The 25,109-nt window shown below is 69.0% G+C and carries 23 protein-coding genes and 2 CRISPR repeat arrays; of the genes, 16 read left to right on the top strand and 7 right to left on the bottom strand.

Annotated elements, in window-relative coordinates; translation table 11 throughout:
* Nucleotides 1–6 precede the first annotated feature (6 nt).
* From OIE53_RS26545 to OIE53_RS26535, 3 genes are all read left to right on the top strand, one after another.
* Entirely contained in the window at nt 7–1,977 is a 1,971-nt protein-coding gene (locus OIE53_RS26545; protein WP_327024168.1) for a fumarate reductase/succinate dehydrogenase flavoprotein subunit, read from the top strand.
* Entirely contained in the window at nt 1,977–3,044 is a 1,068-nt protein-coding gene (locus OIE53_RS26540; RefSeq protein WP_327024167.1) for a succinate dehydrogenase/fumarate reductase iron-sulfur subunit, read from the top strand. The genes OIE53_RS26545 and OIE53_RS26540 overlap by 1 nt, the downstream gene beginning before the upstream one ends.
* Nucleotides 3,045–3,302: 258 nt before the next feature.
* Entirely contained in the window at nt 3,303–4,196 is an 894-nt protein-coding gene (locus OIE53_RS26535) for a DUF559 domain-containing protein (RefSeq protein ID WP_327024166.1), read from the top strand.
* A gap of 110 nt (nt 4,197–4,306) precedes the next feature.
* Here the strand turns inward: OIE53_RS26535 and OIE53_RS26530 are convergent, their stop codons facing one another.
* Nucleotides 4,307–4,741, bottom strand: coding sequence for a (deoxy)nucleoside triphosphate pyrophosphohydrolase (locus OIE53_RS26530; RefSeq protein WP_327024165.1), 435 nt, complete (start codon nt 4,739–4,741; stop codon nt 4,307–4,309).
* Between the two features lie 183 nt (nt 4,742–4,924).
* Here OIE53_RS26530 and OIE53_RS26525 point away from each other — a divergent pair, with 183 nt between their 5' ends.
* Nucleotides 4,925–5,251, top strand: coding sequence for a 4a-hydroxytetrahydrobiopterin dehydratase (locus OIE53_RS26525; protein ID WP_327027430.1), 327 nt, complete (start codon nt 4,925–4,927; stop codon nt 5,249–5,251).
* Nucleotides 5,252–5,309: 58 nt separating this feature from the next.
* Entirely contained in the window at nt 5,310–5,672 is a 363-nt protein-coding gene (locus OIE53_RS26520; RefSeq protein WP_327024164.1) for a PH domain-containing protein, read from the top strand.
* Here OIE53_RS26520 and OIE53_RS26515 read toward each other — a convergent pair.
* Both OIE53_RS26515 and OIE53_RS26510 read right to left on the bottom strand, forming a co-directional pair.
* Nucleotides 5,660–5,923, bottom strand: a complete 264-nt coding sequence (locus tag OIE53_RS26515; protein WP_327024163.1) for a hypothetical protein — start codon at nt 5,921–5,923, stop codon at nt 5,660–5,662. The genes OIE53_RS26520 and OIE53_RS26515 overlap by 13 nt on opposite strands.
* Nucleotides 5,923–6,222 carry a DivIVA domain-containing protein gene (locus tag OIE53_RS26510; protein WP_327027428.1) on the bottom strand — a complete coding sequence of 100 codons (300 nt, stop codon included), beginning with the start codon at nt 6,220–6,222 and terminating at the stop codon, nt 5,923–5,925. Before OIE53_RS26510 ends, OIE53_RS26515 begins: the two co-directional genes overlap by 1 nt.
* Before the next feature lie 288 nt (nt 6,223–6,510).
* Between OIE53_RS26510 and OIE53_RS26505 the strand changes: the two genes are divergently transcribed.
* The 9 genes from OIE53_RS26505 (at nt 6,511) to cas2e (ending at nt 17,914) form a co-directional block, all read left to right on the top strand.
* Nucleotides 6,511–6,918 carry a GntR family transcriptional regulator gene (locus OIE53_RS26505; protein ID WP_327024162.1) on the top strand — a complete coding sequence of 136 codons (408 nt, stop codon included), beginning with the start codon at nt 6,511–6,513 and terminating at the stop codon, nt 6,916–6,918.
* Between the two features lie 554 nt (nt 6,919–7,472).
* A CRISPR array of direct repeats spans nt 7,473–8,539; the repeat unit is 29 nt; unit sequence CGGAGCACCCCCACGTGCGTGGGGAGGAC.
* A 122-nt stretch (nt 8,540–8,661) separates the two neighbouring features.
* Entirely contained in the window at nt 8,662–11,415 is a 2,754-nt protein-coding gene (gene cas3 / locus OIE53_RS26500; protein WP_327024161.1) for a CRISPR-associated helicase Cas3', read from the top strand.
* Nucleotides 11,416–11,948: 533 nt separating this feature from the next.
* Complete coding sequence (gene casA, locus OIE53_RS26495; protein ID WP_327024160.1) at nt 11,949–13,433, top strand: type I-E CRISPR-associated protein Cse1/CasA; 1,485 nt, start codon at nt 11,949–11,951, stop codon at nt 13,431–13,433.
* Between the two features lie 131 nt (nt 13,434–13,564).
* Complete coding sequence (gene casB / locus OIE53_RS26490; protein WP_393340679.1) at nt 13,565–14,101, top strand: type I-E CRISPR-associated protein Cse2/CasB; 537 nt, start codon at nt 13,565–13,567, stop codon at nt 14,099–14,101.
* Entirely contained in the window at nt 14,098–15,240 is a 1,143-nt protein-coding gene (cas7e, locus tag OIE53_RS26485) for a type I-E CRISPR-associated protein Cas7/Cse4/CasC (RefSeq protein ID WP_327024158.1), read from the top strand. Before casB ends, cas7e begins: the two co-directional genes overlap by 4 nt.
* A complete protein-coding gene (cas5e, locus tag OIE53_RS26480) occupies nt 15,237–15,995 on the top strand; it encodes a type I-E CRISPR-associated protein Cas5/CasD (protein WP_327024157.1) in 759 nt (252 codons plus the stop codon). The genes cas7e and cas5e overlap by 4 nt, the downstream gene beginning before the upstream one ends.
* The gene (locus OIE53_RS26475) at nt 15,992–16,612 is read left to right on the top strand and encodes a type I-E CRISPR-associated protein Cas6/Cse3/CasE (protein ID WP_327024156.1); all 621 of its coding nucleotides are present in this window, start codon (nt 15,992–15,994) and stop codon (nt 16,610–16,612) included. The genes cas5e and OIE53_RS26475 overlap by 4 nt, the downstream gene beginning before the upstream one ends.
* On the top strand, nt 16,609–17,571 hold the full coding sequence (gene cas1e / locus OIE53_RS26470) for a type I-E CRISPR-associated endonuclease Cas1e (protein WP_327024155.1): 963 nt from the start codon (nt 16,609–16,611) through the stop codon (nt 17,569–17,571). The genes OIE53_RS26475 and cas1e overlap by 4 nt, the downstream gene beginning before the upstream one ends.
* Nucleotide 17,572: 1 nt before the next feature.
* Nucleotides 17,573–17,914, top strand: coding sequence for a type I-E CRISPR-associated endoribonuclease Cas2e (gene cas2e / locus OIE53_RS26465; protein ID WP_327024154.1), 342 nt, complete (start codon nt 17,573–17,575; stop codon nt 17,912–17,914).
* 18 nt (nt 17,915–17,932) lie between these two features.
* A CRISPR array of direct repeats spans nt 17,933–19,730; the repeat unit is 29 nt; unit sequence GTCCTCCCCACGCACGTGGGGGTGTTCCG.
* A 10-nt stretch (nt 19,731–19,740) separates the two neighbouring features.
* On the opposite strand, the gene OIE53_RS26460 is transcribed toward cas2e, so the two are convergent.
* Nucleotides 19,741–20,211, bottom strand: a complete 471-nt coding sequence (locus OIE53_RS26460; RefSeq protein ID WP_327024153.1) for a hemerythrin domain-containing protein — start codon at nt 20,209–20,211, stop codon at nt 19,741–19,743.
* 162 nt (nt 20,212–20,373) lie between these two features.
* On the opposite strand from OIE53_RS26460, the gene OIE53_RS26455 reads away from it, so the two are divergent.
* Nucleotides 20,374–21,093 carry a SanA/YdcF family protein gene (locus OIE53_RS26455; RefSeq protein WP_442791357.1) on the top strand — a complete coding sequence of 240 codons (720 nt, stop codon included), beginning with the start codon at nt 20,374–20,376 and terminating at the stop codon, nt 21,091–21,093.
* A gap of 10 nt (nt 21,094–21,103) precedes the next feature.
* Here OIE53_RS26455 and OIE53_RS26450 read toward each other — a convergent pair whose 3' ends face one another.
* The 3 genes from OIE53_RS26450 to OIE53_RS26440 form a co-directional block, all read right to left on the bottom strand.
* Entirely contained in the window at nt 21,104–21,460 is a 357-nt protein-coding gene (locus OIE53_RS26450; protein WP_327024151.1) for a hypothetical protein, read from the bottom strand.
* A 52-nt stretch (nt 21,461–21,512) separates the two neighbouring features.
* The gene (gene ychF, locus OIE53_RS26445) at nt 21,513–22,598 is read right to left on the bottom strand and encodes a redox-regulated ATPase YchF (protein WP_327024150.1); all 1,086 of its coding nucleotides are present in this window, start codon (nt 22,596–22,598) and stop codon (nt 21,513–21,515) included.
* 61 nt (nt 22,599–22,659) lie between these two features.
* On the bottom strand, nt 22,660–23,145 hold the full coding sequence (locus OIE53_RS26440; RefSeq protein WP_327024149.1) for a hypothetical protein: 486 nt from the start codon (nt 23,143–23,145) through the stop codon (nt 22,660–22,662).
* A gap of 384 nt (nt 23,146–23,529) precedes the next feature.
* Here OIE53_RS26440 and OIE53_RS26435 point away from each other — a divergent pair, with 384 nt between their 5' ends.
* The gene (locus OIE53_RS26435) at nt 23,530–25,089 is read left to right on the top strand and encodes a DNA-3-methyladenine glycosylase 2 family protein (RefSeq protein WP_393340574.1); all 1,560 of its coding nucleotides are present in this window, start codon (nt 23,530–23,532) and stop codon (nt 25,087–25,089) included.
* Nucleotides 25,090–25,109: the final 20 nt, after the last annotated feature.

Genomic DNA, 25,109 nt, shown 5'->3' with positions numbered 1-25,109 from the left:
CACACCATGACGACCAATTCTCAGCACGACCCGAGCACCACCACCCGCATCGAACGACACCACTACGACGTGGTCGTGATCGGGGCCGGTGGCGCCGGTCTGCGCGCGGCGATCGAGGCCCGGCTGGCCGGCAAGAAGACCGCCATCATCTCCAAGTCGCTGTTCGGCAAGGCCCACACCGTGATGGCCGAGGGTGGCGCCGCCGCCGCCATGGGGAACGTGAACAGCCGGGACAACTGGCAGGTGCACTTCCGGGACACCATGCGCGGGGGCAAGTTCCTCAACAACTTCCGGATGGCCGAGCTGCACGCCAAGGAGGCACCGCAGCGGATCTGGGAGCTGGAGACGTACGGCGCGCTGTTCGACCGTACGAAGGACGGCAAGATCTCGCAGCGCAACTTCGGCGGCCACGAGTACCCCCGACTGGCCCACGTCGGCGACCGGACCGGCCTGGAGCTGATCCGTACCCTCCAGCAGAAGATCGTCTCCTTGCAGCAGGAGGACAAGCAGGAGTTCGGCTCGTACGACGCCCGGATCAAGGTCTTCTCCGAGACCACCATCACCGAGCTGCTGCTCGACGGTGACCGGATCGCCGGGGCCTTCGGCTACTACCGGGAGTCCGGGGAGTTCGTCCTGTTCGAGGCGCCGGCCGTGGTGCTGGCCACCGGCGGTGTCGGCCGCTCCTACAAGGTCACCTCGAACTCCTGGGAGTACACCGGGGACGGGCACGCCCTGGCCCTGCGCGCCGGGGCGACCCTGATCAACATGGAGTTCCTCCAGTTCCACCCCACCGGCATGGTCTGGCCGGTCTCGGTGAAGGGCATCCTGGTCACCGAGTCGGTGCGCGGTGACGGCGGGATCCTGAAGAACTCCGAGGGCAAGCGGTTCATGTTCGACTACGTCCCGGACGTCTTCCGCAAGCAGTACGCGGAGACGCCCGAGGAGGCGGACCGCTGGTACACCGACCCGGACAACAACCGGCGCCCGCCGGAGCTGCTGCCCCGCGACGAGGTCGCCCGCGCGATCAACAGCGAGGTCAAGGCAGGCCGGGGTACGCCGGCCGGCGGGGTCTACCTGGACATCGCCTCCCGGTTGCCGGCCGAGGAGATCCGCCGCCGCCTGCCCTCGATGCACCACCAGTTCAAGGGCCTGGCGGACGTCGACATCACCAAGGAACCGATGGAGGTCGGCCCCACCTGCCACTACGTGATGGGTGGGGTGGAGGTCGACCCGGACACCGGTGCGGCGTACGGCTCGGTGCGCGGGCTGTTCGCCGCCGGTGAGGTCTCCGGGGGTATGCACGGCTCCAACCGGCTCGGCGGCAACTCCCTGTCCGACCTGCTGGTCTTCGGCAAGCGGGCCGGTGGCCACGCGGCCGGTTACATCGACCAGTTGGCCGCCCGTCCCCGGGTGGCGGTGACCGCGGTGGAGACCGCCGTGGAGACCGCCCTGGCTCCGCTGCAGCGGGACACCGGGGAGAACCCGTACACCCTCCAGCAGGATCTTCAGGCGGTGATGGGCGACCTGGTCGGCATCATCCGGCGGGAGGCCGAGCTGGAGGACGCCCTGGCCCGGCTGGCGGAGCTGCGCGAGCGGGTGGCGAAGGTCAGCGCGGCCGGGGGTCGCCGCTACAACCCGGGCTGGCACCTGGCGTTGGACCTGCGCAACATGCTCGTCGTCTCCGAGTGCACCGCCAAGGCGGCCCTGGAGCGCCGCGAGTCGCGGGGCGGACACACCCGCGAGGACTACCCGACCATGGATCCGCAGTGGCGGCGGGTCAACCTGGTCTGCTCGCTCGACGGGGACACCGTCCGGCTGGGCCGCAAGCCGCTGCCGAAGATGCGCGCCGAACTGATCAGCCTGTTCGACCGCGCGGAGCTGGCCAAGTACCTCACCGACGAGGAACTCGCCGAGTTCGACGCCCTCGCCGCCGCAGACGCCGCGGCCACCGACGCCGTCGAGAAGGAGAACAGCTGATGGGTACGAAGCGTCAGTTCCGGATCTGGCGGGGTGACGCCGACGGTGGCGAGTTGCAGGACTACACCGTCGAGGTGAACGAGGGCGAGGTGGTCCTCGACGTGATCCACCGGTTGCAGGCCACGGACGCGCCGGACCTGGCCTGCCGGTGGAACTGCAAGGCGGGCAAGTGTGGTTCCTGCTCGATGGAGATCAACGGGATGCCCAAGCTGGGCTGCATGACCCGGATGTCGACCTTCGAGGAGAACGAGACCGTCACGGTCACCCCGCTGCGTACCTTCCCGGTCATCCGGGACCTGGTCACGGACGTGTCGTTCAACTACGAGAAGGCGCGGGAGACCCCCGCCTTCGCGCCTCCGGCCGACCTGGCCCCCGGTGACTACCGGATGCAGCAGGTCGACGTGGAACGCTCACAGGAGTTCCGCAAGTGCATCGAGTGCTTCCTGTGCCAGACGGTCTGCCACGTCATCCGTGACCACGACGACAACAAGCCGGCCTTCTCCGGGCCGCGGTACTTCATCCGGGCCGCCGAACTGGACATGCACCCCCTGGACACCCGGACCGACCGCAAGGAGTACGCGCAGTCGGATCAGGGCCTCGGATACTGCAACATCACCAAGTGCTGCACCGAGGTCTGCCCCGAGCACATCAAGATCACCGACAACGGGATCATCCCCATGAAGGAACGGGTCGTCGACCGCAGGTACGATCCTCTTGTGTGGCTCGGCAGCAAGATCTTCCGGAGGGGTCAAGTGCCTCAGACCAGCGTGACCAGTGAACATTCCCCGGGCGCGGTGCGCTCCAGCGCCACCGGCCACGGTGTGCACTCGCACGCGGGCGGCTCGCACGACTCCGCCGCCGAGGTGCAGGCGCAGCAGGGCGTCAACTGGCACCGCGAGGTGCCGCACCCGACCGCCCCGGCAGTCGACGCGAACGGCAAGCTCCCCCTGACGGAGCTCACCTTCGACCGCGCCGCCGCCCCCAGCCCCTTCGGCGACGACGTGACCTTCCCGCTCCCACCCGAGCACCTCAACTTCGCCCACCCCCAACAGGACGAAAAGCACTAACCACCGCGAAAGGGGGAGGGGACTGCGGCATCGGCCGCAGTCCCCTCCCCCTTTTCCCTCCCCGCCCCGCCTCCTTGGCCCCGTTGATCATGAGGTTGGCGGCAGTAGTCGATCTCCACGGTGCCGCCAACCTCATGATCAACGAGGCTGGGGTGGGAGTTATCCACAGGGCGGGGATTGGGTTATCCACAGGGGCTGCGGTGGGGGGTGGGGGCGGGTCAGGGTGGTGGGGTGGATCGAGAGGGACGGATTTCGTGGGTGGCGGCCCGGCAAGACGGGCTGGTGGGTCGGGGGCAGGCGCTGGAGGCCGGTTTCACCCGACATGAGGTCGACAACCTGGTGACCTTCGGGCGGTGGCAGGCGTTGGCTCGGGCGGTTTACCTTCCGCGCCCGATCTGGGCGGTGCAGCCGTCCCGGCGTCAGCAGGTCCGGGCAGCGCTGCTGTCGCTGGGGCCGGCCGCGTTCGCGGTTTTCGGCACCGCCGCCGAATTGCACCGGATCGGCGGCCTACCGGCGTCCGACGAGATTCACATCGGCCTGCCCTCGGCGGCCGCCAAGCATGCCCGGATCAGAGAACCCCACATCGTGCTGCACCAGCTGGACCAGCCGGTGAAATCGCTGGTCAGCCTGAGCGGTCTGCTGGCCACCGACCCCATCAGCACGGTCAGCGACGTCATCCTCCGCGTCCAGCGGTACCCGGCCGTCTCGGTGCTCGACTCGGCGCTCAACCGTGGATTGCTGACCAAGGAGGATCTCGGGTCGATCGCCCGCCGGATCAGGCGCAGGCGGGGCGCGGTCGCCGCGCGCGGCTACCTGGCAGAGGCCGACGGGCGGGCACAGTCCCCGCTGGAAACCCGGGCCAGGCTGCGCTGCGTAGACGGCCGGGTGCCACCAGAGGTGTTGCAACTGGAGGTACGCGATGACGACGGCTACCTGCTCGGCATCGGGGATCTGGGCTGGCGAAGGCGGAAAGTCATCGCCGAGGCGGACGGCCGAGGCGCGCACGACATCCCGGAGGCGATCTTCTCCGACCGCCGCCGCCAGAACCGCCTGGCCAACGCCGGCTGGTCCGTCCTCCGATTCACCTGGCAGGACACCCTAGACCCGGCCTACATCCCCTGGACAGTCCGCCAAGCCCTCTCCACCCCCTAACCCCCACCCCTCCCCAACCCGCGCCGCACCCACCCAAAGAACCCCGTTGATCATGAGGTTGACGGCACGGCGGAGATCAAAAACTGCCGTCAACCTCATGATCAACGGGGTCAACGAAGGAGGGGGTGGAGGGCGGCGACTATGGGGGTGTCGGCGGGGAGCCAGGTTACGGTGTTCAGTTCGGTGGCGGAGAGCCAGCGGAGTTCGGAGTGTTCCAGCGCGCGAGGGCGGTCGCCGTGGAGGAGGCGGGCGGCGTACACCTTGAGGACGCTGCGGCCGTGGGCCATCCGGACGTCGCGGCCTACCCGCTCGCCGATCTCCACGCGTACGCCTAGTTCCTCGGCGCATTCGCGGGCGAGCGCTGCGGTTTCGGTCTCCCCCGGCTCCACCTTGCCGCCGGGAAACTCCCACATGCCCGCCACCTCTGGTGGCGCGGAGCGTGCACAGGCCAGTACCCGGCCGCCATCGATGATCGCCGCCCCCACGATCACCTTCGGCTCGCGTTGGGCGGCCTGTCCGACACCGTTCGCCCGTTCGGTCCACACGGGCGTCCAGCGTGCCAGATCAATCGGCGGTTTGGGTAGCTTGGTCGTCCGTCAGGCCAGGAATCCCCGGAAGTGTGGGCGTGGACACACCCCCCATGCAACGTAAGACTAGGGACACCGACAATGACACGGGGCGGCGACGATTTGGCCACAAGCCGGCAACGAAGCCTGGGAGGCGCGGTGATGCGTGCGCTGTTCGGCGGTCGTACGAAGCACGACTACCTCAGCGACGCCCTGACCCTGCTGAACGGGTGGACACGCGAGGGCGAACAGATCCGGCGTACGTTGGTAATCGACGACAGTCAGCATGCCGCATTGACGGAGCGAGTCAAGGTGGTCGCGGACGCCCTTCACATCCGGCCGGAGATCAGCCGGCGCGCCGACCACACCACCCAGATTCGGGTCGGCCACGACAACTGTCCCCTCACCGAGGGTGAGGTCCTGTTGGCCGCTCGCATCGAGGACGCGTACCGGGCCGTGGCCGAACCGGGCGAGGGCCTGCCCGGCTGACCGGAAACGGACCGGCTGACCGGCAGGTGGACTGGCGTCGGCCGCCTACCGTGGGCCCATGGCCAACCCCACGTACGACCGCAAGGAACAGTTCCAGCAGATCCAGAGCGGCCTGCTCGACCAAGAACAGATCATCGCCGTGTACGACGCCGTCGGCACCGGCACCGGGTTCATCGGGCTGACCGACCGGCGGGTGATCATCCAGGACCGCTCGTTCATCGGCAAGCGGTACGCGATCACCAGCATCCCGTACTCGAAGATCACCAGCGTCAGCGTGGTCAGCAACAAGTCCTGGGGTGGCTCGTTCTTCTCCACCGGCGCCATCGCCATCCACGTCGGCACCCACACCTACGAGGTGGAGTTCCGGGGCGACCAGAAGAGCCACCACGTGCACAACGTGATCCTGCACTACATCAGCTGACCAGGCCGCAGCCGCCGGGAACACGGGCCGTCGTGGTCGGCGCGCAGCACACACCGCCGGCCACCGACCACCCGCAGATCACAGAAGACCCGATGGCGTACGCCCTGGGAGTCCTCGGCCGAGACGGTGGTCTCCCCCGGGTCGGTCCGGGCGAGCAGGCTAGCCCACCGCGCCACCACCCGACCCAGGCGTACGGCGGCGGCCAGGTCCCCGGCGACCACCGGCAGGTGGATGACGAACCGCTGACCCATCAGCGCTGCCCCGCGTGGGCACGCTCGGCCTGCTCGGACTGCCAGCAGCGCAACGCATCCTTGATCCGGTCGGCCTCCTGCCTGCTGACGCCGAGGGCGTCGTAGACGCTGGCCAGGTCGTCGGCCACCTGATCCAGGAACTCACGCACCTCCTCCGGGTCGAGCCCACGCCGCCAACGCCGGGTGGACCGGAACTGCCGCCCCCGCACCTGCCACGGCCGCAACGGTGAGTACGCCGCCGACCGGTAGTAGCCCGGCTCGTGCGTCTGCCGAACCGACTCGCCCCGACCGGCCCACACCCACCGTCCGATACGCCGGAGGATTCCCACGCCCTCTCCCCTCCCGTAGTGGATCGTCTTGGAAGTGGGCACCCGCCAACCCGGGCAGGCGGGTGCCCACGGCCCTGCCACCGCAGCCCACCGGCAGTACGACAACAGAGCAGCTCACCTAGTCGGGTGACAGACCGGTTCTCCTTCGCTGATCACCCGGCATCCCTGGCACGTTAACCCAGAGATGCATATGCGCACAAGCTCCTAGGAGCTTAGGAGTAGATCCGGACGTGCTCAGGTGGGGTCAAGGATTAAGCCATGGGCATCGATCAGCGTTCACACACTCCGGTATACGTGCAGCTTGCTGATCTTTTGCGCAATCAGATCGAAGCTGGCGAACTGCCTTCCGGCGCACCACTCCCGAGCGAGTCGCGCCTGAGCCAGGAGTATGGGATCGGCAGAGCGGCCGTGCGGAGGGCCATCTCGGTTCTGCGAACTGAGGGTTTGGTTACCACCAGCCGTGGCCAGCTCACGCAGGTGCGTCCGCGTCCTCAACAACGGTTGGTCGAGGTCACGCCGGGCAGCACGATCTCTGCCAGAATGCCGAACAGCAACGAACGCAGGCAGATGGGCATGGACGAGGGAGTGCCGATCCTCGAAGTCCGCTCGCCGGGCGGTGCCGTGCACACCTTCCCCGGCGACGAAGTGCAACTGGCCTGTCCATAGGAACGCTGACGCCGAACCGCGTCTAGCGAAGACCCGCCCAGCGGGAGGACTTCGGTACACAGCGCATGCGCGCTGTCCCGGGCAGCACCCCACGTACGTGGGGACCGAGATCACCCGGCGGGCCTGGCCAGCTACCGGAGCACCCACATGCGTGGGGAGGACGCCGACAGCACTGGCAGGGTGTCCCGGTCGACGGAGCACCCCCACATGCATGGGGAGGACGCCTGCTGGATACCGATCAGGACCTCCATGCTCGGAGCACCCCCACGTGCGGGGAGGACTCGCCAGGCTCGCCGGGGTCACCCTTCTCGCCCGGAGCACCCCCACGTGCGTGGGGAGGACCGACCCGACCCGAGAGGACCGACCGTGCCCGACGGAGCACCCCCACGTGCGTGGGGAGGACGAACCGCCCGGCCAGCCGACCGTCACGGTGGACGGAGCACCCCCACGTGCGTGGGGAGGACATGTCGGCGAGTTCGGCCCGTTCGATGCGAGTCGGAGCACCCCCACGTGCGGGGAGGACCACCGCGGCACCGCCACCGCCAAGCGGGAGCTCGGAGCACCCCCACGTGCGTGGGGAGGACCCGCGGTGTTGCCGTCGGGACCGGGACCGTACCGGAGCACCCCCACGTGCGTGGGGAGGACTCGCCGAGCTGATCGCCCACGACGTGTATCACCGGAGCACCCCCACGTGCGTGGGGAGGACATTCCGGCCACATCGGCGGCGGACCGGCCCGACGGAGCACCCCCACGTGCGTGGGGAGGACGAGAGCTTCCCCGGCGACGAGGTGGAGCTGACCGGAGCACCCCCACGTGCGTGGGGAGGACGAGAGCTTCCCCGGCGACGAGGTGGAGCTGACCGGAGCACCCCCACGTGCGTGGGGAGGACGGGCCGAGCGGCTTGTCGCCCCCACCCTCGGGCGGAGCACCCCCACGTGCGTGGGGAGGACTCCTTGTACCGCTCCGCCAAGATGTCCCGCACCGGAGCACCCCCACGTGCGGGGGGAGGACGGGCCGAGCGCGGATCTCGACGCCCGCCCGAACGGAGCACCCCCACGTGCGTGGGGAGGACTGCTAGCGCATCGGTGGCCCGGTCGGGCACCCCGGAGCACCCCCACGTGCGTGGGGAGGACGAGTGGACGCGGGCGCTGAAGCCGGATGCCGAGGGAGCACCCCCACGTGCGTGGGGAGGACGTCCCCGCCGCACGCTGCGCGTCAGCCAATGCCGGAGCACCCCCACGTGCGTGGGGAGGACTTGCGGGCCTGGGCGGCGAGGAATGCGTCTGCCGGAGCACCCCCACGTGCGTGGGGAGGACACGAGTGAGTTTGATCTCGTCGCCGGGAAGAACGGAGCACCCCCACGTGCGTGGGGAGGACATCAACACCTCGGGGGTGCCGGTGGCGGTCCACGGAGCACCCCCACGTGCGTGGGGAGGACGCCGACATCGAACGCGACGTGCGGCACTCCGACGGAGCACCCCCACGTGCGTGGGGAGGACGCCGTGGCGGTTTTTGGCGATGATGAGGTCTGCGGAGCACCCCCACGTGCGTGGGGAGGACGACTTCCGCCTACTCACCCCGGACTCACCGACGGGAGCACCCCCACGTGCGTGGGGAGGACACTTCGCGACCTGCGGTTTTATCGGGGCTCGGTGCGGTTTTTTATCGGTAGGTCGAGAGTGTCGTAGGGCTGTGTTTGCATTCGGTTGCCGTTGAGAGCGCAGGTGTGGTGGGAGGACACGGGTGGATGCCGATCATGAAGAGGTCGATGCCGGGATCTGGGGGAAGTCTAAACACCTACATAGGCCATACCCGCTGCTCTGGCATTTGATCGACACCGCTGCCGTCGCCGGTGTGCTGTGGGATCGTTACCTCGCTCCCAACCAGCGCAGGATCATCATCGAAGGGCTGGCCACCGATGCGGGTCACGCCAAGTCACTGGTCATGTTCTGGGCCGGGTTGCACGACGTCGGTAAGGCGACGCCCGCCTTTCAACAGCAGGACAAATCCGCGTTCGCCGACTTGTGCCGCACCGGCTCCTACGAGGAGGTTTCCGGCGACGGTTCGTTGCGGCACGACACCGCTGGTCAATTGGCCCTTCCTGATCTGCTCGGTGCTCTCGGATATTCGCAGTCGGGGCGGCGGGTCAGCAGCCGAGTGGCCTATCGCGTGTCGCAGATCATCGGCGGCCATCATGGGAGATTTCAGCAGACCACCGGGCCTCACGGCGGTCGGCCGCAGTTGGGCTCGGGGCAGTGGGAGAGACAGCGGTCGGCCCTGCTGCGGGTGGTGCACGCAGCGCTGGGCTCACCGCAGCCACCTCTGGCAGTGGACGCAGCAGCCAGCGTCCTGATCACCGGGCTCGTCATCCTGGCGGACTGGTTGGCCAGCCAGGAGCACTTTCTGGCGCGGCAACTGACGCAGTTGCCCGAGACCACGACGGTGGAGGCTGCGGCTACGCATCTCGCCGCCCTGACCAGGCCGGCCGTGGCTCTGCTCAACGAGGCCGGGCTGGGAGCGCCCTCCTACCGCTCAGCCGGCTTCGCGGACTTGTTCGCGTATCGGCCGAACCCGCTGCAACTCTCGATCATCGATGAGTTGCTGCCTGTAGTGGACGGTCCGGGGCTGCTGGTCCTGACTGCGGCGACGGGCGACGGCAAGACGGAAGCCACGCTGGTGGCGGCTCACCAGTTGGCGGAAGTCTCCGGGGCGACTGGCTTTTTCTTCGCTTTGCCGACCATGGCGACCTCCGATGAAATATATCGCCGGGTACGAAAGTTCGCCGCCAAGCTCGCCGACGGTCCCGCGCCGGTGACGCTGCTGCACAGCATGTCGTGGCTGAACGCCGAGTATGAGGCACGGGCAGCGGCCGAGATCGGTGAGTCGGGTCCGGTGGTGTCCGACGACCCGACGGGTGAAGTGGTCGCCCCAGAGTGGCTGCGCGGTCGCAAGCGCGGGCTGTTGGCACCGATGGCGGTGGGCACCATCGACCAGGCCCTACTGGCCGCGCTGACCACCAAACACAACGCGCTGCGTCTGCTCGGGCTCTCCGGCAAGGTGTTCATCGTCGACGAGGCACACGCCTACGACGCATACATGACCGCCCTGCTGTGCCGGTTGATGAGCTGGCTGGGGCGTTACAGATGTCCCGTCGTACTGCTGTCGGCCACGTTGCCGTCGTCGCAGGCGGCGGCTCTCATCCGGGCGTACGAGCAAGGTGCCGGCACGGAGTCGGCGCAGGTGTCCGTACCGTATCCGGGTTGGACCTTCGTGCCGGCCACGAAGGGCGGCGCGGTCACGATCTCCCCGGCGGCGCGCGAGCGGGTCGCGGCGGGCAGGACGATGACGTTCCAGCTCGATGTACGCCCGGTCCGGCACCTGTCTGGAGAAGTCACCGATCCGATCGACCGTCGGGCCGTCCTCAAGCAGGTGTTGACGCCCGTGGCGCAGGGTGGCGGCTGCGCCGCCGTCGTCTGCAACACGGTCCACGACGCCCAACAGACCTACCTCCTGATCCGTGAGTGGGCACCTGCGGGCGTGGACGTGAAGCTGCTGCACTCCCGGTTCCCGGCCCACCGCCGAGAGGAGATCACGGCGGAGATCACCGGCCGGTTGGGCCGGGACGGTGACCGGTCCGTACCGGTGATCGTGGTAGCGACCCAGGTGATCGAGCAGTCCCTCGACCTGGACTTCGATCTGCTGGTGACGGACCTCGCACCAATGGCCCAGCTGCTGCAACGGGCCGGCCGGTGCCAACGCCACCGCCGGACAAGGCCGTCATGGGCCGAGCAGCCACGGGTGGTGGTGCTCGACCCGCGCGGCACGTCCAACGAGGAACACGCCCGACCCAAAGCGTGGGGCGAGGTGTATGCGCGATATCTGCTGCGGGCCACGCACCTTCGCCTGGCGAAAATCGACAGCATCGCCGTCCCCCATTCCGTCCAGAAGCACGTGGAGGCGGTCTACGTTCCTGCGCCGATCAACGACCCGGTGCTCAGCGCGGAGTACGACGAATACTGGGCCAAGGGATCGGTGGAGCAGGGAGCCGCCGATCTGGGTGCCGTCCCCGACCCGGCCGAAGTGGCCGACCTGGCGGTGCTGAGCCACAACAACACCCCGGAGTGGAAGGCGTCCACGCGTCTGGGTGCTGACTCCGACCGGCTGATCTGCTGCTACCTCGACGCCGACGGCCAGCAGTGGCTCGACCCGGAACGGCATACCCCGCTCCCCCAGGTCGGCTCCGACGCGGGCGGTCGGTTCAGGATCAACGACGTGCGGGCGATCCTTCAGAAGACGATCCCCGTGCGAGCAGACCTGCTCAAGGGATACCAGCCCGTCATGGGCCTGCCGGCGAGTTGGGCTGACAACGGCTGGCTTAAGGAACTCCGGCCACTGTGGTTTCCAATTGAACCGACCGGCCCGGCACCAGCCACCTGGGGCAACAGGACTGCAGCGCTTGACGAGGACCTCGGTCTTGTCGTTGGCAGAGTTGCCTAGGCGCTCGGTGCCGGAATCATGAATTTTGGACACTCGCAGCCACTCAAGCATGCGCTTCATCACAGATCGAAAGCGTTCTTGCTGGTGGGCTGCGCTGCATCCGCTACACCCGCAACCATGGCGCGGCTGGCCCACCCTCCTTCATGTACTCTGCAACGCAGCACCAGGACCTCCATTCACCTACAGTCTTTGGAGATCAAATGCACCAGTGCAGAGCAGGGCTCGACATCTCTCTTCGGCTGCCAGCCGCCACCGTACTGGCCATCGTGGTCGTTGTGATCCACGTGGTCGTCACATGGATCACGAGCTGCCAGTAGCGATCAAGTGGGGTTGCTGGCGGCAAGTCCGCCAGCAACCCACCCTCACGGAGTGAGGAAGGTAATCACCGACGGCCCAATGCCTCACCGACAGTTGGAACACCCCCACAGCGAGGATCTACAGCGACTGTATGTCATCCAGCCGACAAAGGGCTTCGCGTCGGGGCGTGAGTTCGGCAACCTCAATTGGCCCGTGACCCGAAAGCGATCAAGCCTATGACGAAATCGTTCGATCTCGTGGATCGGCCGTGGATGCCGGTGGCGGCCGGAGGCAAGTCCGCACAGGTCGGATTCCGTGAGTTGTTCCTGCGTGCGGCGGAGTTCGACGACCTGGCTCTACCGGTTCCGCCGGCTGCGTCAGGGCTGTGGCGGATCCTGTACGCGATCACCGCGCGGATCACCGGGCTGGATGTCTTGCACGGAGAGGCGTGGCGGAAGCGCCAGGAGCAGGTGCTCGACGAAGGCGCGTTCGGTCGAGATGACGTCGAGGGTTACTTCTCAAAGTTCCGCGACCGGTTCGACCTCTTCGATCCCCTCCGTCCGTGGATGCAGGACCCTCGGCTGGCCGACCAGTGCCCCAAGTCCTCGGGCGTCAACAAGCTGGTGTTCGACCGGCCCGCCGGCAACACACAGGTGTGGTTCGGCCACCACACCGACGCCGACGCGGCAGCCGTGAACGCCGACGAGGCGGCCTGGTATCTGATCGCGCAGTTGTACTACGGCGCGTCCGGTCGGTGCAGCAGCCGTGAGGTGGCCGGGCAGAAGTTCGCCAACAGCAACGCCGGCCCGTTGCGAGGCACCATGTCCTACCACCCGCTCGGGGAGAACCTCTTCGAGTCGCTGGTCGTGGGCGTGCCACCACGGCAGTCAGGGCAGGGCGACGGGCCTGACCTGTGCCCCTGGGAGCGAGATGAGCTGCCGGATCCGCTCGGTGTGCCGTGGCCGGCGTCGTGGCCGGGCGGTGCGCTGACCGGCCGAGCCCGGCACGCCGTACTCCTGGTCCCGGACGCCACTGGTGAGGCCGTGGTCGACGCCTACGTCACCTGGGCGTGGCGGCTGCCCGGCGCGGAGCAGGTCGACCCGTACGTGGTGCGTCGGCAGAACAAGGAAGGTGGTTGGTACCAGATCCCGGCCGACGGATCCCGGGCCCTGTGGCGCGACGTCGACGCCCTGCTGGGCGGCAACACCGAGGTCAAAACCCACCGCCCCGACATCATGATCGCCGCCGCCGACCTCGAACTCGACGGGCGCGTGCGGGCGTACGGATTCGATCAGGACGGGCAGGCGAAGGACCGGCAGTGGTTCACGGCGATGACCCCGCCGATCTTGGGCTGGCTTCGGGAACGCGACCCGGAGACCGCCGACGGGGTGGCCATGCTGACCAGGACAGCCGAGACCATCGGCCGGCGGGTCGGTATGGCGCTGCGACAGGTATGGCGGGAGGTCGCCAACGTCAAGGACCGGGAAGGCCCCTGGGCTCGGGTCGGCGAGGCGTACTACTGGTCCCGCGCCGAGGCGGTGTTCTGGGAGCACGTGCGCGAAGGCCGGTTCGCCGAAGGCGGCCGGGCCTTCGCTCGACTCGGCCACCAAGCCATCGACCACGCCGCAGATGGCGAGGCCAGTCCCCCACGAATGGTGCGGGCCGTTCAGACAGCACACCGGTTGCTGTCCACTCCAGCGAAGAAGGGATCCGCTGCGTGACATCTGCGGCCGTTGAAGAGAAGCGCTCCGACTGGTTCGTCCGGCAGGTCACCGAACGCTGTCTGCGTGATCGCGGTCAGCGGTCAGCGCTGCGTCGTGGGCTGCGCCGCTCCCCCGAGCAGGCGTACACCATGCACGCCGTCGTCGCACCGCTGCTCCCGGCTAACGTGCGCAGCGATCACGAGTACGCCCACTACGCCGTCGCGGCGATGATCGCGGCAGCCACTCGGGACCGGTCGGGGACCGACACCGCCGAGGAGACGCCGGACCCGTCCGGGGAGACGCCCGATCCGTGGGGCACGGAGGAAGTTGCCGCACCTGCCCGTGATGCCTCAGCCACCCGGCCAAATCTAGGGACATCGCTGGCCTGGGCGGTGTGCCAGCCCGGCAAGGGTCGCCGGCCGATGAACCGGGCCAACGCCGAGAAGCGGCTACACCTGCTGGCCCGGCAGGGCTACCCGGGGATCTACCAGCATCTCGCTGGTGTCGCACAGCATCTCGGAGCGGTCGAGGTCCAGGTGAGCTGGGGGCAACTCCTCGACGATCTCTGCCAGTGGCGGTATCGCCGCGACCAGGTCACCAAGCGGTGGCTCCAGTCGTACTACCGCATCCTGCACGACGCCGACCGCCGCGCCCAGCAGAACCAGAGCCAGGAGGAATCCGCATGACCGCCCGTTACCTCGACATTCACCTGCTTCAGACCATCCCGTACGCCAACCTCAACCGCGACGACCTGGGCTCGCCGAAGTCGGTGCGTTTCGGCTACGCCGACCGCACCCGGGTCTCCAGCCAGTGCTGGAAGCGTGCCGTACGGCAGGAGGTGGAAACCGCCACCGGTGATGTCGCCAAGCGCACCCGCCGACTGCCGCAAGCCGTGCAGCGTCGCCTGATCGATCGAGGCTGGGAACTCGACCTGGCGACCTACGCGGCTGGGCAGGTCATGGCCACGCTCACCACGATGGCGGTCAAGGCCGACGGCTTCAAAGTGGACAAGGAGAGCGGCGAGGCGCAGGTGCTGTTCTACCTGCCGGAGCGCGCCTTCGACGAGTTGGCCGACATCTGCGAGCAGCAGCGGGAACGGCTCACCGGCCTTCAGTCGGGCACCGTGAAAGTCAAGAAGGGGGACGCGCCCCTGCCCGCCGACGCCGTCCGCGCTGCGCTGAGTCGACGCAACGACGTGATCAACCTGTTCGGGCGGATGTTGGCGGAACTGCCCGGCACCAACGTCGACGGCGCGGTCCAGGTCGCCCACGCCTTCACCACCCACGCCACCGATCCGCAGGTCGACTTCTTCACCGCCGTGGACGACCTCAAAGCCGATGCCGACCAGATCGGCAGTGGGCACATGAACAGCGCCGAATTCAGCACCGGCACGTTCTACCGGTACGCCAGCGTCAACCTCGAAGACCTCGTCAAGAACCTCGGCGACCAGACCACGGCGGTCGAACTCACCACGGCGTTCCTGTCGGCCTTCATCACCGCGATGCCGCAGGCCAAGAAGAACTCCACCGCCCCCTTCACGGTCCCCGACCTGGCCTACGTCGCGGTCCGGGCCAACCGGCCAGTCTCGCTGGCCAGCGCCTTCGAAGCTCCGGTACGCGCGCCGCTGGACAGCGGCTACGCCGAGCCGTCGCGCCGGCAACTCGCCGAGTATGCGAGCCGCATCTACCGGCTCCTCGGTGACCGGGGCCTGCTCTATCACGGGCACGCCAGCATCGACGACAAGGCCCTGGAGCACCTCGGCGACGCCTGCCAGAGCTTCGACAGCCTCGTCGCCGCCGCCGTCGACCACGTGAGGACGCAGTGACCGGTCTGCTGCTGCGGCTGGCCGGGCCGATGCAGTCGTGGGGAGACCACAGCACCTTCAGCGTCCGGGACACCGCCAAGGTCCCCACCCGGTCGGCGATGATCGGCATCATCGCCGCCGCGCAAGGCTTTCCCCGCGGCAAGTCGCTGGACGACTTCGCCGCGCTGCGCTTCACCGTCCGTGTCGACCGGCCCGGCACGATCATGTACGACTTCCACACCGTCGGTGGCGGTCTGCCCACCGATCGGACGGTGCCGACCGCGGAGGGCAAACGCAGGCAGGCCGGTGCCGGCACGATCGTCTCGCGCCGGTTCTACCTGGCAGATGCGGTGTTCGTCGTCGCGGTCACCGGGCCGGAGGCTCTTATTGATGAAGTGCACGCGGGATTGAGCAGACCCGTGTGGGCGCCATACCTCGGCCGCCGGTCCTGCCCGGTGGAGCATCCGTTCCTGCTCTGCGGGCCGATCAGCGACGCGGCCCATCACCTTGATCACCTGCCGCTCAATCGGCGCCGCCCTGTCAGCAACGAGGACACCGTCACGGTCGACTTCGTGACCGAGGAGCCCAGCGACGACGGCGCCGCGAGCAGACTGACCCTCAACGACGTACCCGTGGACCTGCACCCGCACCGGCGGCGTTACCGCACCCGGCAGGTGCACATCACCACCCGTACCCTCCCGGCCGACCTGTGTGCGGGCATCGGAGTCGGCTACCTGACCGCCCTCGACGAGCACCTACAGGGAGTCCGAACGTGACCGCCTGGCTGACCCGGATCTCACCCGACCTCCGACACCCGGCAGCCCGACGCGACCTGCGCGACATCACCGCCGTACACCGTCGGGTCATGTCGTTGGTTCCCGACGACCTGGGCGATCAGCCACGCCGCCAGGCAGGTGTGCTGTTCCGCCTCGACCACACCGTCGCCGGCCCGGTGCTGCTCATTCAGACGGCCACGCCGCCTGACCCCAGTCGGCTGCCGGACGGCTACGGCAACGTGCAGACCCGCGACATCAGCCCGCTGCTCAAGGCCCTGGCCAGCGGAATGGTCGTGCACTACCGGATCGCCGCCAACGCCTCGAAGCGCGCGTGGAAGGGCGACAACGCCGGCAAGGTCGTCGCGCTCTCCGGTAAGCACGCCGAGCAGTGGTGGCAGCGCAAGGCCGAAGACAGCGGCCTGAGCCTGCGCAACCTGCACGCCCAGCCGCAACCCGCTGCGATCGGGCGTGCGACCCCGGTACGTCACGCCATCACACTGTTCGAAGGCCAAGCGGTGATCTCCGACCCCGACCAGGTACGCGCGGCCGTCCTGTCCGGCATCGGCCGTGGACGCTCGTTCGGTTGCGGACTGCTCAGTCTCGCTCCCGCTCGATGACTGCCGACGCACGACGGCGGCTCGCCGCCCCGACCCTGGCCATGCTGCCCCGAGTCGCGGACTCGCTCAGCTTCCTCTACGCCGACATCGTCCGCATCGTCCAGGACGACACCGGCGTCCTCGCCCAGGTCGACACGCCTAAAGGGGTCGAACGCGTCTACCTACCCACCGCCGCCATCAGCTGTCTCCTCCTCGGGCCCGGCACCTCGATCACCCACCGGGCCATGTCGACCCTCGCCCGACACGGCACCACCGTCGTCTGCGTCGGCTCCGGCGCCGTACGTTGCTACGCCGGCATCACCCCGACTTCCCTGACCACCAACTGGCTGGAGAAGCAGGCCCGCTGCTGGGCCGACGACGACAAGCGGCTCCAGGTGGCGGTACGCATGTACGAGCGCCGCTTCGGCGAGACCGTCCCCGACGGCACCACGCTGGCCCAACTTCGCGGCATGGAAGGCCAGCGGATGAAGGCCCTCTACCGGCTCATGGCACAGAAGTACCGCACCGGCAAATTCCGCCGCAACTACGACCCGAATTCCTGGGACACCCAGGACCCGGTCAATCTGGCGCTGTCATCAGCCAGCGCGTGCCTGTACGGGGTGGTTCACGCGGTGATCCTCGCCCTGGGCTGTTCACCGGCACTCGGCTTCGTGCACAACGGAACCCAACACGCCTTCGTCTACGACGTCGCCGATCTCTACAAGGCGAAGATCACGGTGCCCCTAGCCTTCTCCATGAGCACCTCAGCCCAACCCGAACGTGACGTACGGCGCAAGCTGCGCGAAGAATTCCGCCTACTGAAGCTGATGCCCGGCATTGTCACGGACATCCAACACCTGTTCGATCCGGACAGCACCCCGAAACAGCGCCAGCCCGCAGCCGAGATCACCTCCCTCTGGGACCCCGAAATGGGTGCCGTGCCATCCGGCGTCAACTACGGCTCAGACTCCTGGGACTGACATGGCATCGATGGTCGTCCTCGCCACCACCGCCGTACCCGACCACCTGCGGGGAGCCCTCAGTCGCTGGATGATCGAGGTCACTCCCGGCATGTTCGTCGGCACCCTCTCTGCCAAGGTCCGCGACGAACTGTGGAACGCAGCAAGCGCCGTCGTCGGCGACGGTGCCGCTGTCCTCATTCACCCCGACGACACTGAGCAGGGCTTCTCCCTACGCACCGCCGGAGAACGCAGGCGCCGCCCGGTCGACTTCGACGGTCTCGCCCTCGTCGCCATGAGCCCACTGGAACCCGCCGGGCCAGACACCCCCACCACTGAGAGAATCTGGCCAGAGGGCTGGTAAAACCCCAGGTCGCGAAGTGTCCTCCCCACGCACGTGGGGGTGTTCCGCAGCCGCAGACGATGCTGACGGCCCGCGCTACGTCCTCCCCACGCACGTGGGGGTGTTCCGCGGCTAGGGCACCGGCGGGTAAGGCACTGGCCGTCCTCCCCACGCACGTGGGGGTGTTCCGACGACCCTCGGGTACCAACTGCTGGCCCAGGCGTCCTCCCCACGCACGTGGGGGTGTTCCGTCCGCCACGGCGGTACGTGCGTCCCATGCCTCGTCCTCCCCACGCACGTGGGGGTGTTCCGCACACGGTGCGGGCGTTGGCGTTGACGTACGCGTCCTCCCCACGCACGTGGGGGTGTTCCGATCCCCCACCGCACCGAGGACAACGCCCGCAAGTCCTCCCCACGCACGTGGGGGTGTTCCTGCCGCCGGGGCCACCTCGACGGGGCCGTTCCCGTCCTCCCCACGCACGTGGGGGTGTTCCGCGGCAACGGATCTTGGCGCGGTCGGCGGATGCGTCCTCCCCACGCACGTGGGGGTGTTCCTCTTCCCCCGCGTCTCCGCCTTCACCGGCAAGGGTCCTCCCCACGCACGTGGGGGTGTTCCGGCGGCCTCGCCGACCTGGACCGGGTAGACGTCGTCCTCCCCACGCACGTGGGGGTGTTCCGGTTCCGTACGAGCGGCTCTTTACCGAGGAGATGTCCTCCCCACGCACGTGGGGGTGTTCCGCCGGTGTAGTCGTCCAACAGATGGTGCGGGATGTCCTCCCCACGCACGTGGGGGTGTTCCGGTGCTGTCGATCAGGTTCATCGGTGGTCCTTCGTCCTCCCCACGCACGTGGGGGTGTTCCGACGATCTGGTTGGAGCGTCGCAACTCCCGGTGGTCCTCCCCACGCACGTGGGGGTGTTCCGTTCTGCACCCGGCCTGGGAGGCCGTGGTCGGCGTCCTCCCCACGCACGTGGGGGTGTTCCGGAGGCGTACCAGTCGCAGCCGGACGCCGCCGAGTCCTCCCCACGCACGTGGGGGTGTTCCGGCATGTACCTGGTGATGCAGCTGCGCCAGGACGTCCTCCCCACGCACGTGGGGGTGTTCCGCGGCTGTCCGGGCGCGTCTGCCACCCCTCGTCGTCCTCCCCACGCACGTGGGGGTGTTCCGTCGAACACGATCACCACCTACCGGCCGCTGATGTCCTCCCCACGCACGTGGGGGTGTTCCGACCAGATCGCCGCATCGGCCGAGGCCGACAAGGTCCTCCCCACGCACGTGGGGGTGTTCCGGTCGCGGGCGGCTTCCAGCGCGCTGGTGCAGCGTCCTCCCCACGCACGTGGGGGTGTTCCGCGGCTCGCAGTCGAAGCGACCGGGCGTGGTCGGTCCTCCCCACGCACGTGGGGGTGTTCCGCCGGGCTACGAGACGCGGCTGGGCTACCTGCCGTCCTCCCCACGCACGTGGGGGTGTTCCGTACGAAGCCGGGTTCGGGCTTTCCTTCGAGGCGTCCTCCCCACGCACGTGGGGGTGTTCCGCACGCCCCGCGCCTGCCGTACGCGGTCACCTAGTCCTCCCCACGCACATGGGGGTGCTCCGGTGGGGGATGTCGTACGCAAGGTCGAGAATGGGTCCTCCCCACGCACGTGGGGGTGCTCCGCTTGCCGAGGCTCTTGCGCTGCGCGCGGATGCATCCTCCCCACGCAGGTGGGGGTGCTCCGACGCAGCAGCTCGTGGACCAGTTCACGGAGCAGTCTTCCCCACGCACGTGGGGGTGTTCCGCTCGTCGCGCAGCCGGTCATCGCGTACGCGGTGTCCTCCCCATGCACGTGGGGGTGCTCCGATCTACCGGCTCACAGCGGTCCCAGGACCTCCTGGGGGTCGGCGGTCAGGGCCAGGGTGTCCAGCACGGTGAGCAGCTGGCGCTCCTCGTAGCGGAAGTGGGACTCCATGATGGCCGCCAGCCCCTCCAGGTGCCGGTCCAGTTCTGCCGGCGGGGCGGCCCGTGCCACCGCGGCCTGGAGCCCGGTCAGCAGGTGCGCGATCATCGAATGGTCCTGCCGCAGGTAGTACAGGGTGTCCCGCAGCTCGGGGTGCTGTTCGGCGATGGCGGGGAACAGGTCGCGGTCCTCGCCCTCGTGGTGGGCGGTCAGGGCGGCACAGAACCCGTGACAGAACAGCAGCAGATCGCGGGTAGCCGACTCCGCCGAATCTCCGTCGGCCACAGCCTCCCGGGTCAGCCGCAGGGCCTCACGCAGCCGGTCATGCACCCGGCGCAACTCATGACTCCAGGCCACCAGCCTGGTCTGCTCGCCCTCACCCACAGGTGAGAGACGAAGGTACGACGATAAGCATCATCGATTCCCTTCGGTCCGACGCCTCCATGCCTGACACGGTCTGCCACCGGCACGCGACGCTGCGGCCAACGTACCAAAGGTCACCTCGGCGCACCTACCCTCATGGCGCCGCCTGGGAGAATGATCCGCATGGCGATCCGTACCGTTGTGCTGGCCCGGCTGCGTCGGATCCGGGAGAACGGTCGCGGTCGCTGGCTGCGCCGGGCGGTGCTCGCGGGTGCGGTCGGTGCCCTGCTGCTGGTCGCCGCGAGCTGGGCCAGTGTGAGCTGGATCCGGTCCGGCGCCGAAGGGCGGATGCACACCGCGCAGACCGTCCCCGACACCCCGGTCGCCCTGGTGCTAGGCACCCGGGTCCAGCCGGACGGTAACCCGGCGCCCTTCCTCACCGCCCGTCTGGAGATCGCCCGCCAGTTGTACGCCACCGGCAAGGTCCAGGCGATCCTGGTCTCCGGCGACAACATGAACGCCGACTACAACGAGCCCGAGGCGATGCAGCGGTGGCTGGTAGAGCACGGGGTACCGGCCGACAAGGTGATCCTGGACTACGCCGGCTTCGACACGTACGACTCCTGCGCGCGGGCCAAGCGGATCTTCGGGGTGGAGCGGGCGACCGTGGTGACCCAGCAGTTCCACCTGGCCCGCGCCGTCACGGTCTGCCGCCACCTCGGCGTGGACGCCGTCGGGGTCGGCGACGAAACCGCCCGGGAGTACGCCCACACCTGGCGGATCAGTTCCACCCGGGAGTACGGCGCCAGCGTCAAGGCGGCGCTGGACGTACTCTCCGGCCGCGACCCGGTGCACCTGGGTCCCCGCGAGCCCGGGGTGGACGACGCCCTCCGTGCCGGATGACCGACGGGGGTTACCGGAGCACGACGCAGATGCCGGCGGCGAGCACGAGGAAGGCCGGGAGGGCGCTGACGAACCCGACCCGGTGAGCAGGGCTCTGCGGTCGCCGGGCGATGATGAGCCCGAGCGTCAGCAGGCTGACGAGCAACGCCACCAGGAGCGCCGGGCCACCATAGAAGAGCCCCGCGAGGAGCACACCTTCCCGTAGCGAGGAGCAGGAGGTGTCCTGGCAGTCGGGGTCACCGGTGTTCGGCAAGGCGTACGCCAGCGCGACGAAGGCGAACACCACGGCCGCGTACCACCCGAACAGGTGCAGCAGCGCCCGGCCGAGATTGGTCTTCCGCGGGCCTTTCGGGGTGACTGACAACATCTGTCCAGTCTCGCCCCGATCGGCATCGCCGTCGATACGTCCGGCTCCGGATTCAGACGTTGAAGCGGAACTCCACGACGTCGCCGTCCTGCATGACGTACTCCTTGCCTTCGATGCGGACCTTGCCCGCCGCCTTGGCCGCCGCCATCGAACCGGCCGCGACCAGGTCGTCGTAGGAGACGACCTCGGCCTTGATGAAGCCGCGCTGGAAGTCGGAGTGGATCACCCCGGCGGCCTCCGGGGCGGTCGCCCCGACCGGCACGGTCCAGGCCCGCGCTTCCTTCGGCCCGGCGGTGAGGTACGTCTGGAGGCCGAGGGTGCGGAAGCCCACCCGGACCAGCTGGTTCAGGCCCGGCTCGGACTGCCCGATCGACTCCAGCAGCTCGCGGGCCTCCTCCTCGGGCAGGTCCACCAGCTCCGATTCGATCTTGGCGTCCATGAAGACCGCTTCGGCCGGGGCCACCAGCGCCCGCAGTTCGTCGAGGAACTCGGCGTTGTTCAGCTCGGCCTCGTCGACGTTGAAGACGTACAGGAACGGCTTGGTGGTGAGCAGGTGCAGCTCACGCAGGTGCTCCAGCTCGATACCGGCGTCCTTGGCGCCCGCGTACAGGGTCGTACCGGCGTCCAGGACCTCGACGGCCTGCTTGGCCGCGGTGACCGCGGCGGCCCGGTCCTTGCGGAGCTTGGCTTCCTTCTCCAGCCGGGGCAGCGCCTTCTCCAGGGTCTGGAGGTCGGCCAGGATCAGCTCGGTGTTGATCGTCTCGATGTCGTCGGCCGGGGAGACCTTGCCGTCGACATGCACCACGTTCGGGTCGGAGAAGGCGCGTACCACCTGGCAGATCGCCGAGGCGTCGCGGATGTTGGCCAGGAAGGCGTTGCCGCGCCCCTGCCCCTTGGAGGCGCCCCGGACCAGCCCGGCGATGTCGACGAACGACACCGGGGCGGGGATCACCTTCTGCGATCCGAAGATCTCGGCGAGCTTGTGCAGTCGCTCGTCCGGCAGCCCGACCACCCCGACGTTGGGCTCGATGGTGGCGAACGGGTAGTTCGCCGCGAGCACGTCGTTCTTGGTCAGCGCGTTGAACAGGGTGCTCTTGCCGACGTTGGGCAGGCCGACGATGCCGATGGTGAGACTCACGACGAGCCAGCTTACGCCGCCGCCCGGCACCCCCGGGCAGCGGTGGGTCAGGTCCGGTTCGTCAGCTGTGGCGGGTCGGGGCGGCCTGCTGGGGCACCGGGGTGTCGATCCGCAGGGTGCCCGGGGCCAGTTCGGCGGCGGCAGCCAGCGGAAGGGTCAGTCGGGCGGCGGCGTGGGGGTTGGCCTGGTGCGACTCGCGGAGCATCCAGTGCACCTCGTCGGCCGTCCAGCCGAGCCTCGGGCGGCCGGCGATCTCCCGCAGCAGTCGCAGTGCGGCCCGGGTGTCGTCGTCGTAGAAGCGCATGCACCAGTGGTGCACCCACATGCCGAGCGCCCGTACGCCGTCGTCGTCGAGCGAGCGCAGCAGTCGCCCGCAGGCCGTGTCGGCGAAGGCCCGGGCCGGGTCGTCGGCACGGTCCCGATCGATGGCGCCGACCGCTGCCGGCGCTACCGCGCGCATCCGCTCGTAGAAGCGCTGGACCACGGCCTCGTCCAGCGGCGGTTGCCCCTGCCTCGGTTCCGCCGCCCGACCCACCACGCTCGCCATCGCCAGCCCCTTCTTGAGTTGCTGGCGCGCACGCTACCCACCACAACCGACACTTCCCGCCCCACCCACCCCCACCCCGCCCTCACTCCACCTCCCTCGCCGTCCCCACCGCGCCTCCCGCCCCGCCTCCCGCCCCCTCGATCTTGCACTTTTGGTCGCTGATTCGCCCCGATAGGTCTCTTTTGTCCCGACAGAAACTGCATGATCGACGGGGCGGGGCGGGGCGGGCGGGGCGGGGCGGGGGCAGCGGGGCGGCGCGTGAGGGCGGGCGTGGTGTGGGGTGGCGCTACGGGTTCCAGGGCTGGCGGCAGGGTGGAGCGAGGGGCAGGGTGGGGTCTGAAAGCCGCCAGTCGGGAGGCCGGGGTGGGGCGGATGATCGGGGGTGTGGAGCTGGACTTCGAGCGGTGTTATCGGGCGGTGGACAGCCGTGACCAGCGGTTCGACGGGTGGTTCTACACCGGCGTGACCTCCACCGGGATCTACTGTCGGCCGTCTTGTCCGGCGGTGACACCGAAGCGGCACAACGTCCGGTTCTTTCCCTCGGCTGCGGCTGCTCAGGGGGCCGGGCTGCGGGCCTGCCGGCGGTGTCGGCCGGACGTGGCACCCGGGTCGCCGGAATGGGACCTCCGCGCCGATGTGGTGGGCCGGGCGATGCGGTTGATCGCCGACGGGGTGGTGGATCGGGAGGGGGTGCCCGGGTTGGCAGCCCGGCTCGGCTACACCGAACGGCATCTGCACCGGATGCTCCGGGCCGAACTCGGTGCCGGGCCGCTGGCGCTGGCCCGGGCGCAGCGGGCGCAGACCGCCCGCACCCTGATCGAGAGCACCGAGCTTGGTCTGGCCGAGATCGCCTTCGCCGCCGGATTCGGCAGCGTCCGGCAGTTCAACGACACGATCCGCGAGGTGTACGGGGTGCCGCCCTCCCAGCTTCGGGTCGGGCGGCGGACGGCCCTCAGCGAATCGGGCACGATCACGCTGCGGTTGGCGTACCGGCCGCCCCTGCACGCGGGTGCCCTGCTCGACTTCCTGGCCGCGCGTACTCTGCCCGGGGTCGACGAGGTCCAGGGTGGGACGTACCGCCGGGGGTTGCGGTTGCCGCACGGCACCGGCGAGGTGGCGCTGACCCCGGCGGAGGGGCATGTCGTGGCGGCCCTACGGCTTACCGATCTGCGGGACCTGGCCCCGGCCGTGGCCCGCTGCCGGCACCTGTTCGACCTGGACGCGGACCCGGTAGCGGTCGATCAGACCCTGGCCGCCGACCCCGCACTGGCCGCCGCCGTGGCTACCGAACCCGGGATACGGGTCCCCCACGCCGTCGACGGCTTCGAGATGGTCGTCCGCGCGATAGCCACCCAGCAGGTCTCCCTGGCCTCCGCCCGCACCACCCTCACCCACCTGATCGCCACCCTCCGCGCCGACCAACCCGGCAAAGCGCGCCTCATGATCGATTCGACAGGGGGTTTTCCGGGGCCGCAGGAGGTGTTGGCGGCGCCGGATGCGGGGTTTCGGATGCCGGTGGGACGGCGGGAGGCGATTCGGGCGGTGGCGCGGGCGGTGGTGGAGGACGGGCTCGATCTGGAGGCCGGTGGGGAGCGGGATGAGGTGGCGCGGCGGTTGACACAGCTTCCGGGGATCGGGCCGTGGACCGCCGGGTACCTCGCGATGCGGGCGCTCGGCGATCCCGACGTGTTCCTGCCCACCGATCTCGCCGTACGCCGGGGTGCCGCCGCCCTGGGGCTGCCCGACAGCCCTTCGACCCTGGACGGGTACGCCGCCCGCTGGCGGCCCTGGCGCTCGTACGCCCTCGTCCGACTCTGGCGGGCCGCCCCGGCCCGACCACGGCCCGCCATCCGACCAGGTAGGGCCATATCCATCCGACCAGTCAGAGCCGCACCCGTTCAGCCGGGTGGAGACGTGACCATTCGACCGGGGAGAGCAGTGTGAGTACGACCTTGCCGCGTAGC

Source organism: Micromonospora sp. NBC_01739 (genome assembly GCF_035920385.1).
Lineage (GTDB): Bacteria > Actinomycetota > Actinomycetes > Mycobacteriales > Micromonosporaceae > Micromonospora.
This window is presented reverse-complemented; position numbering and strand designations above follow the sequence as displayed.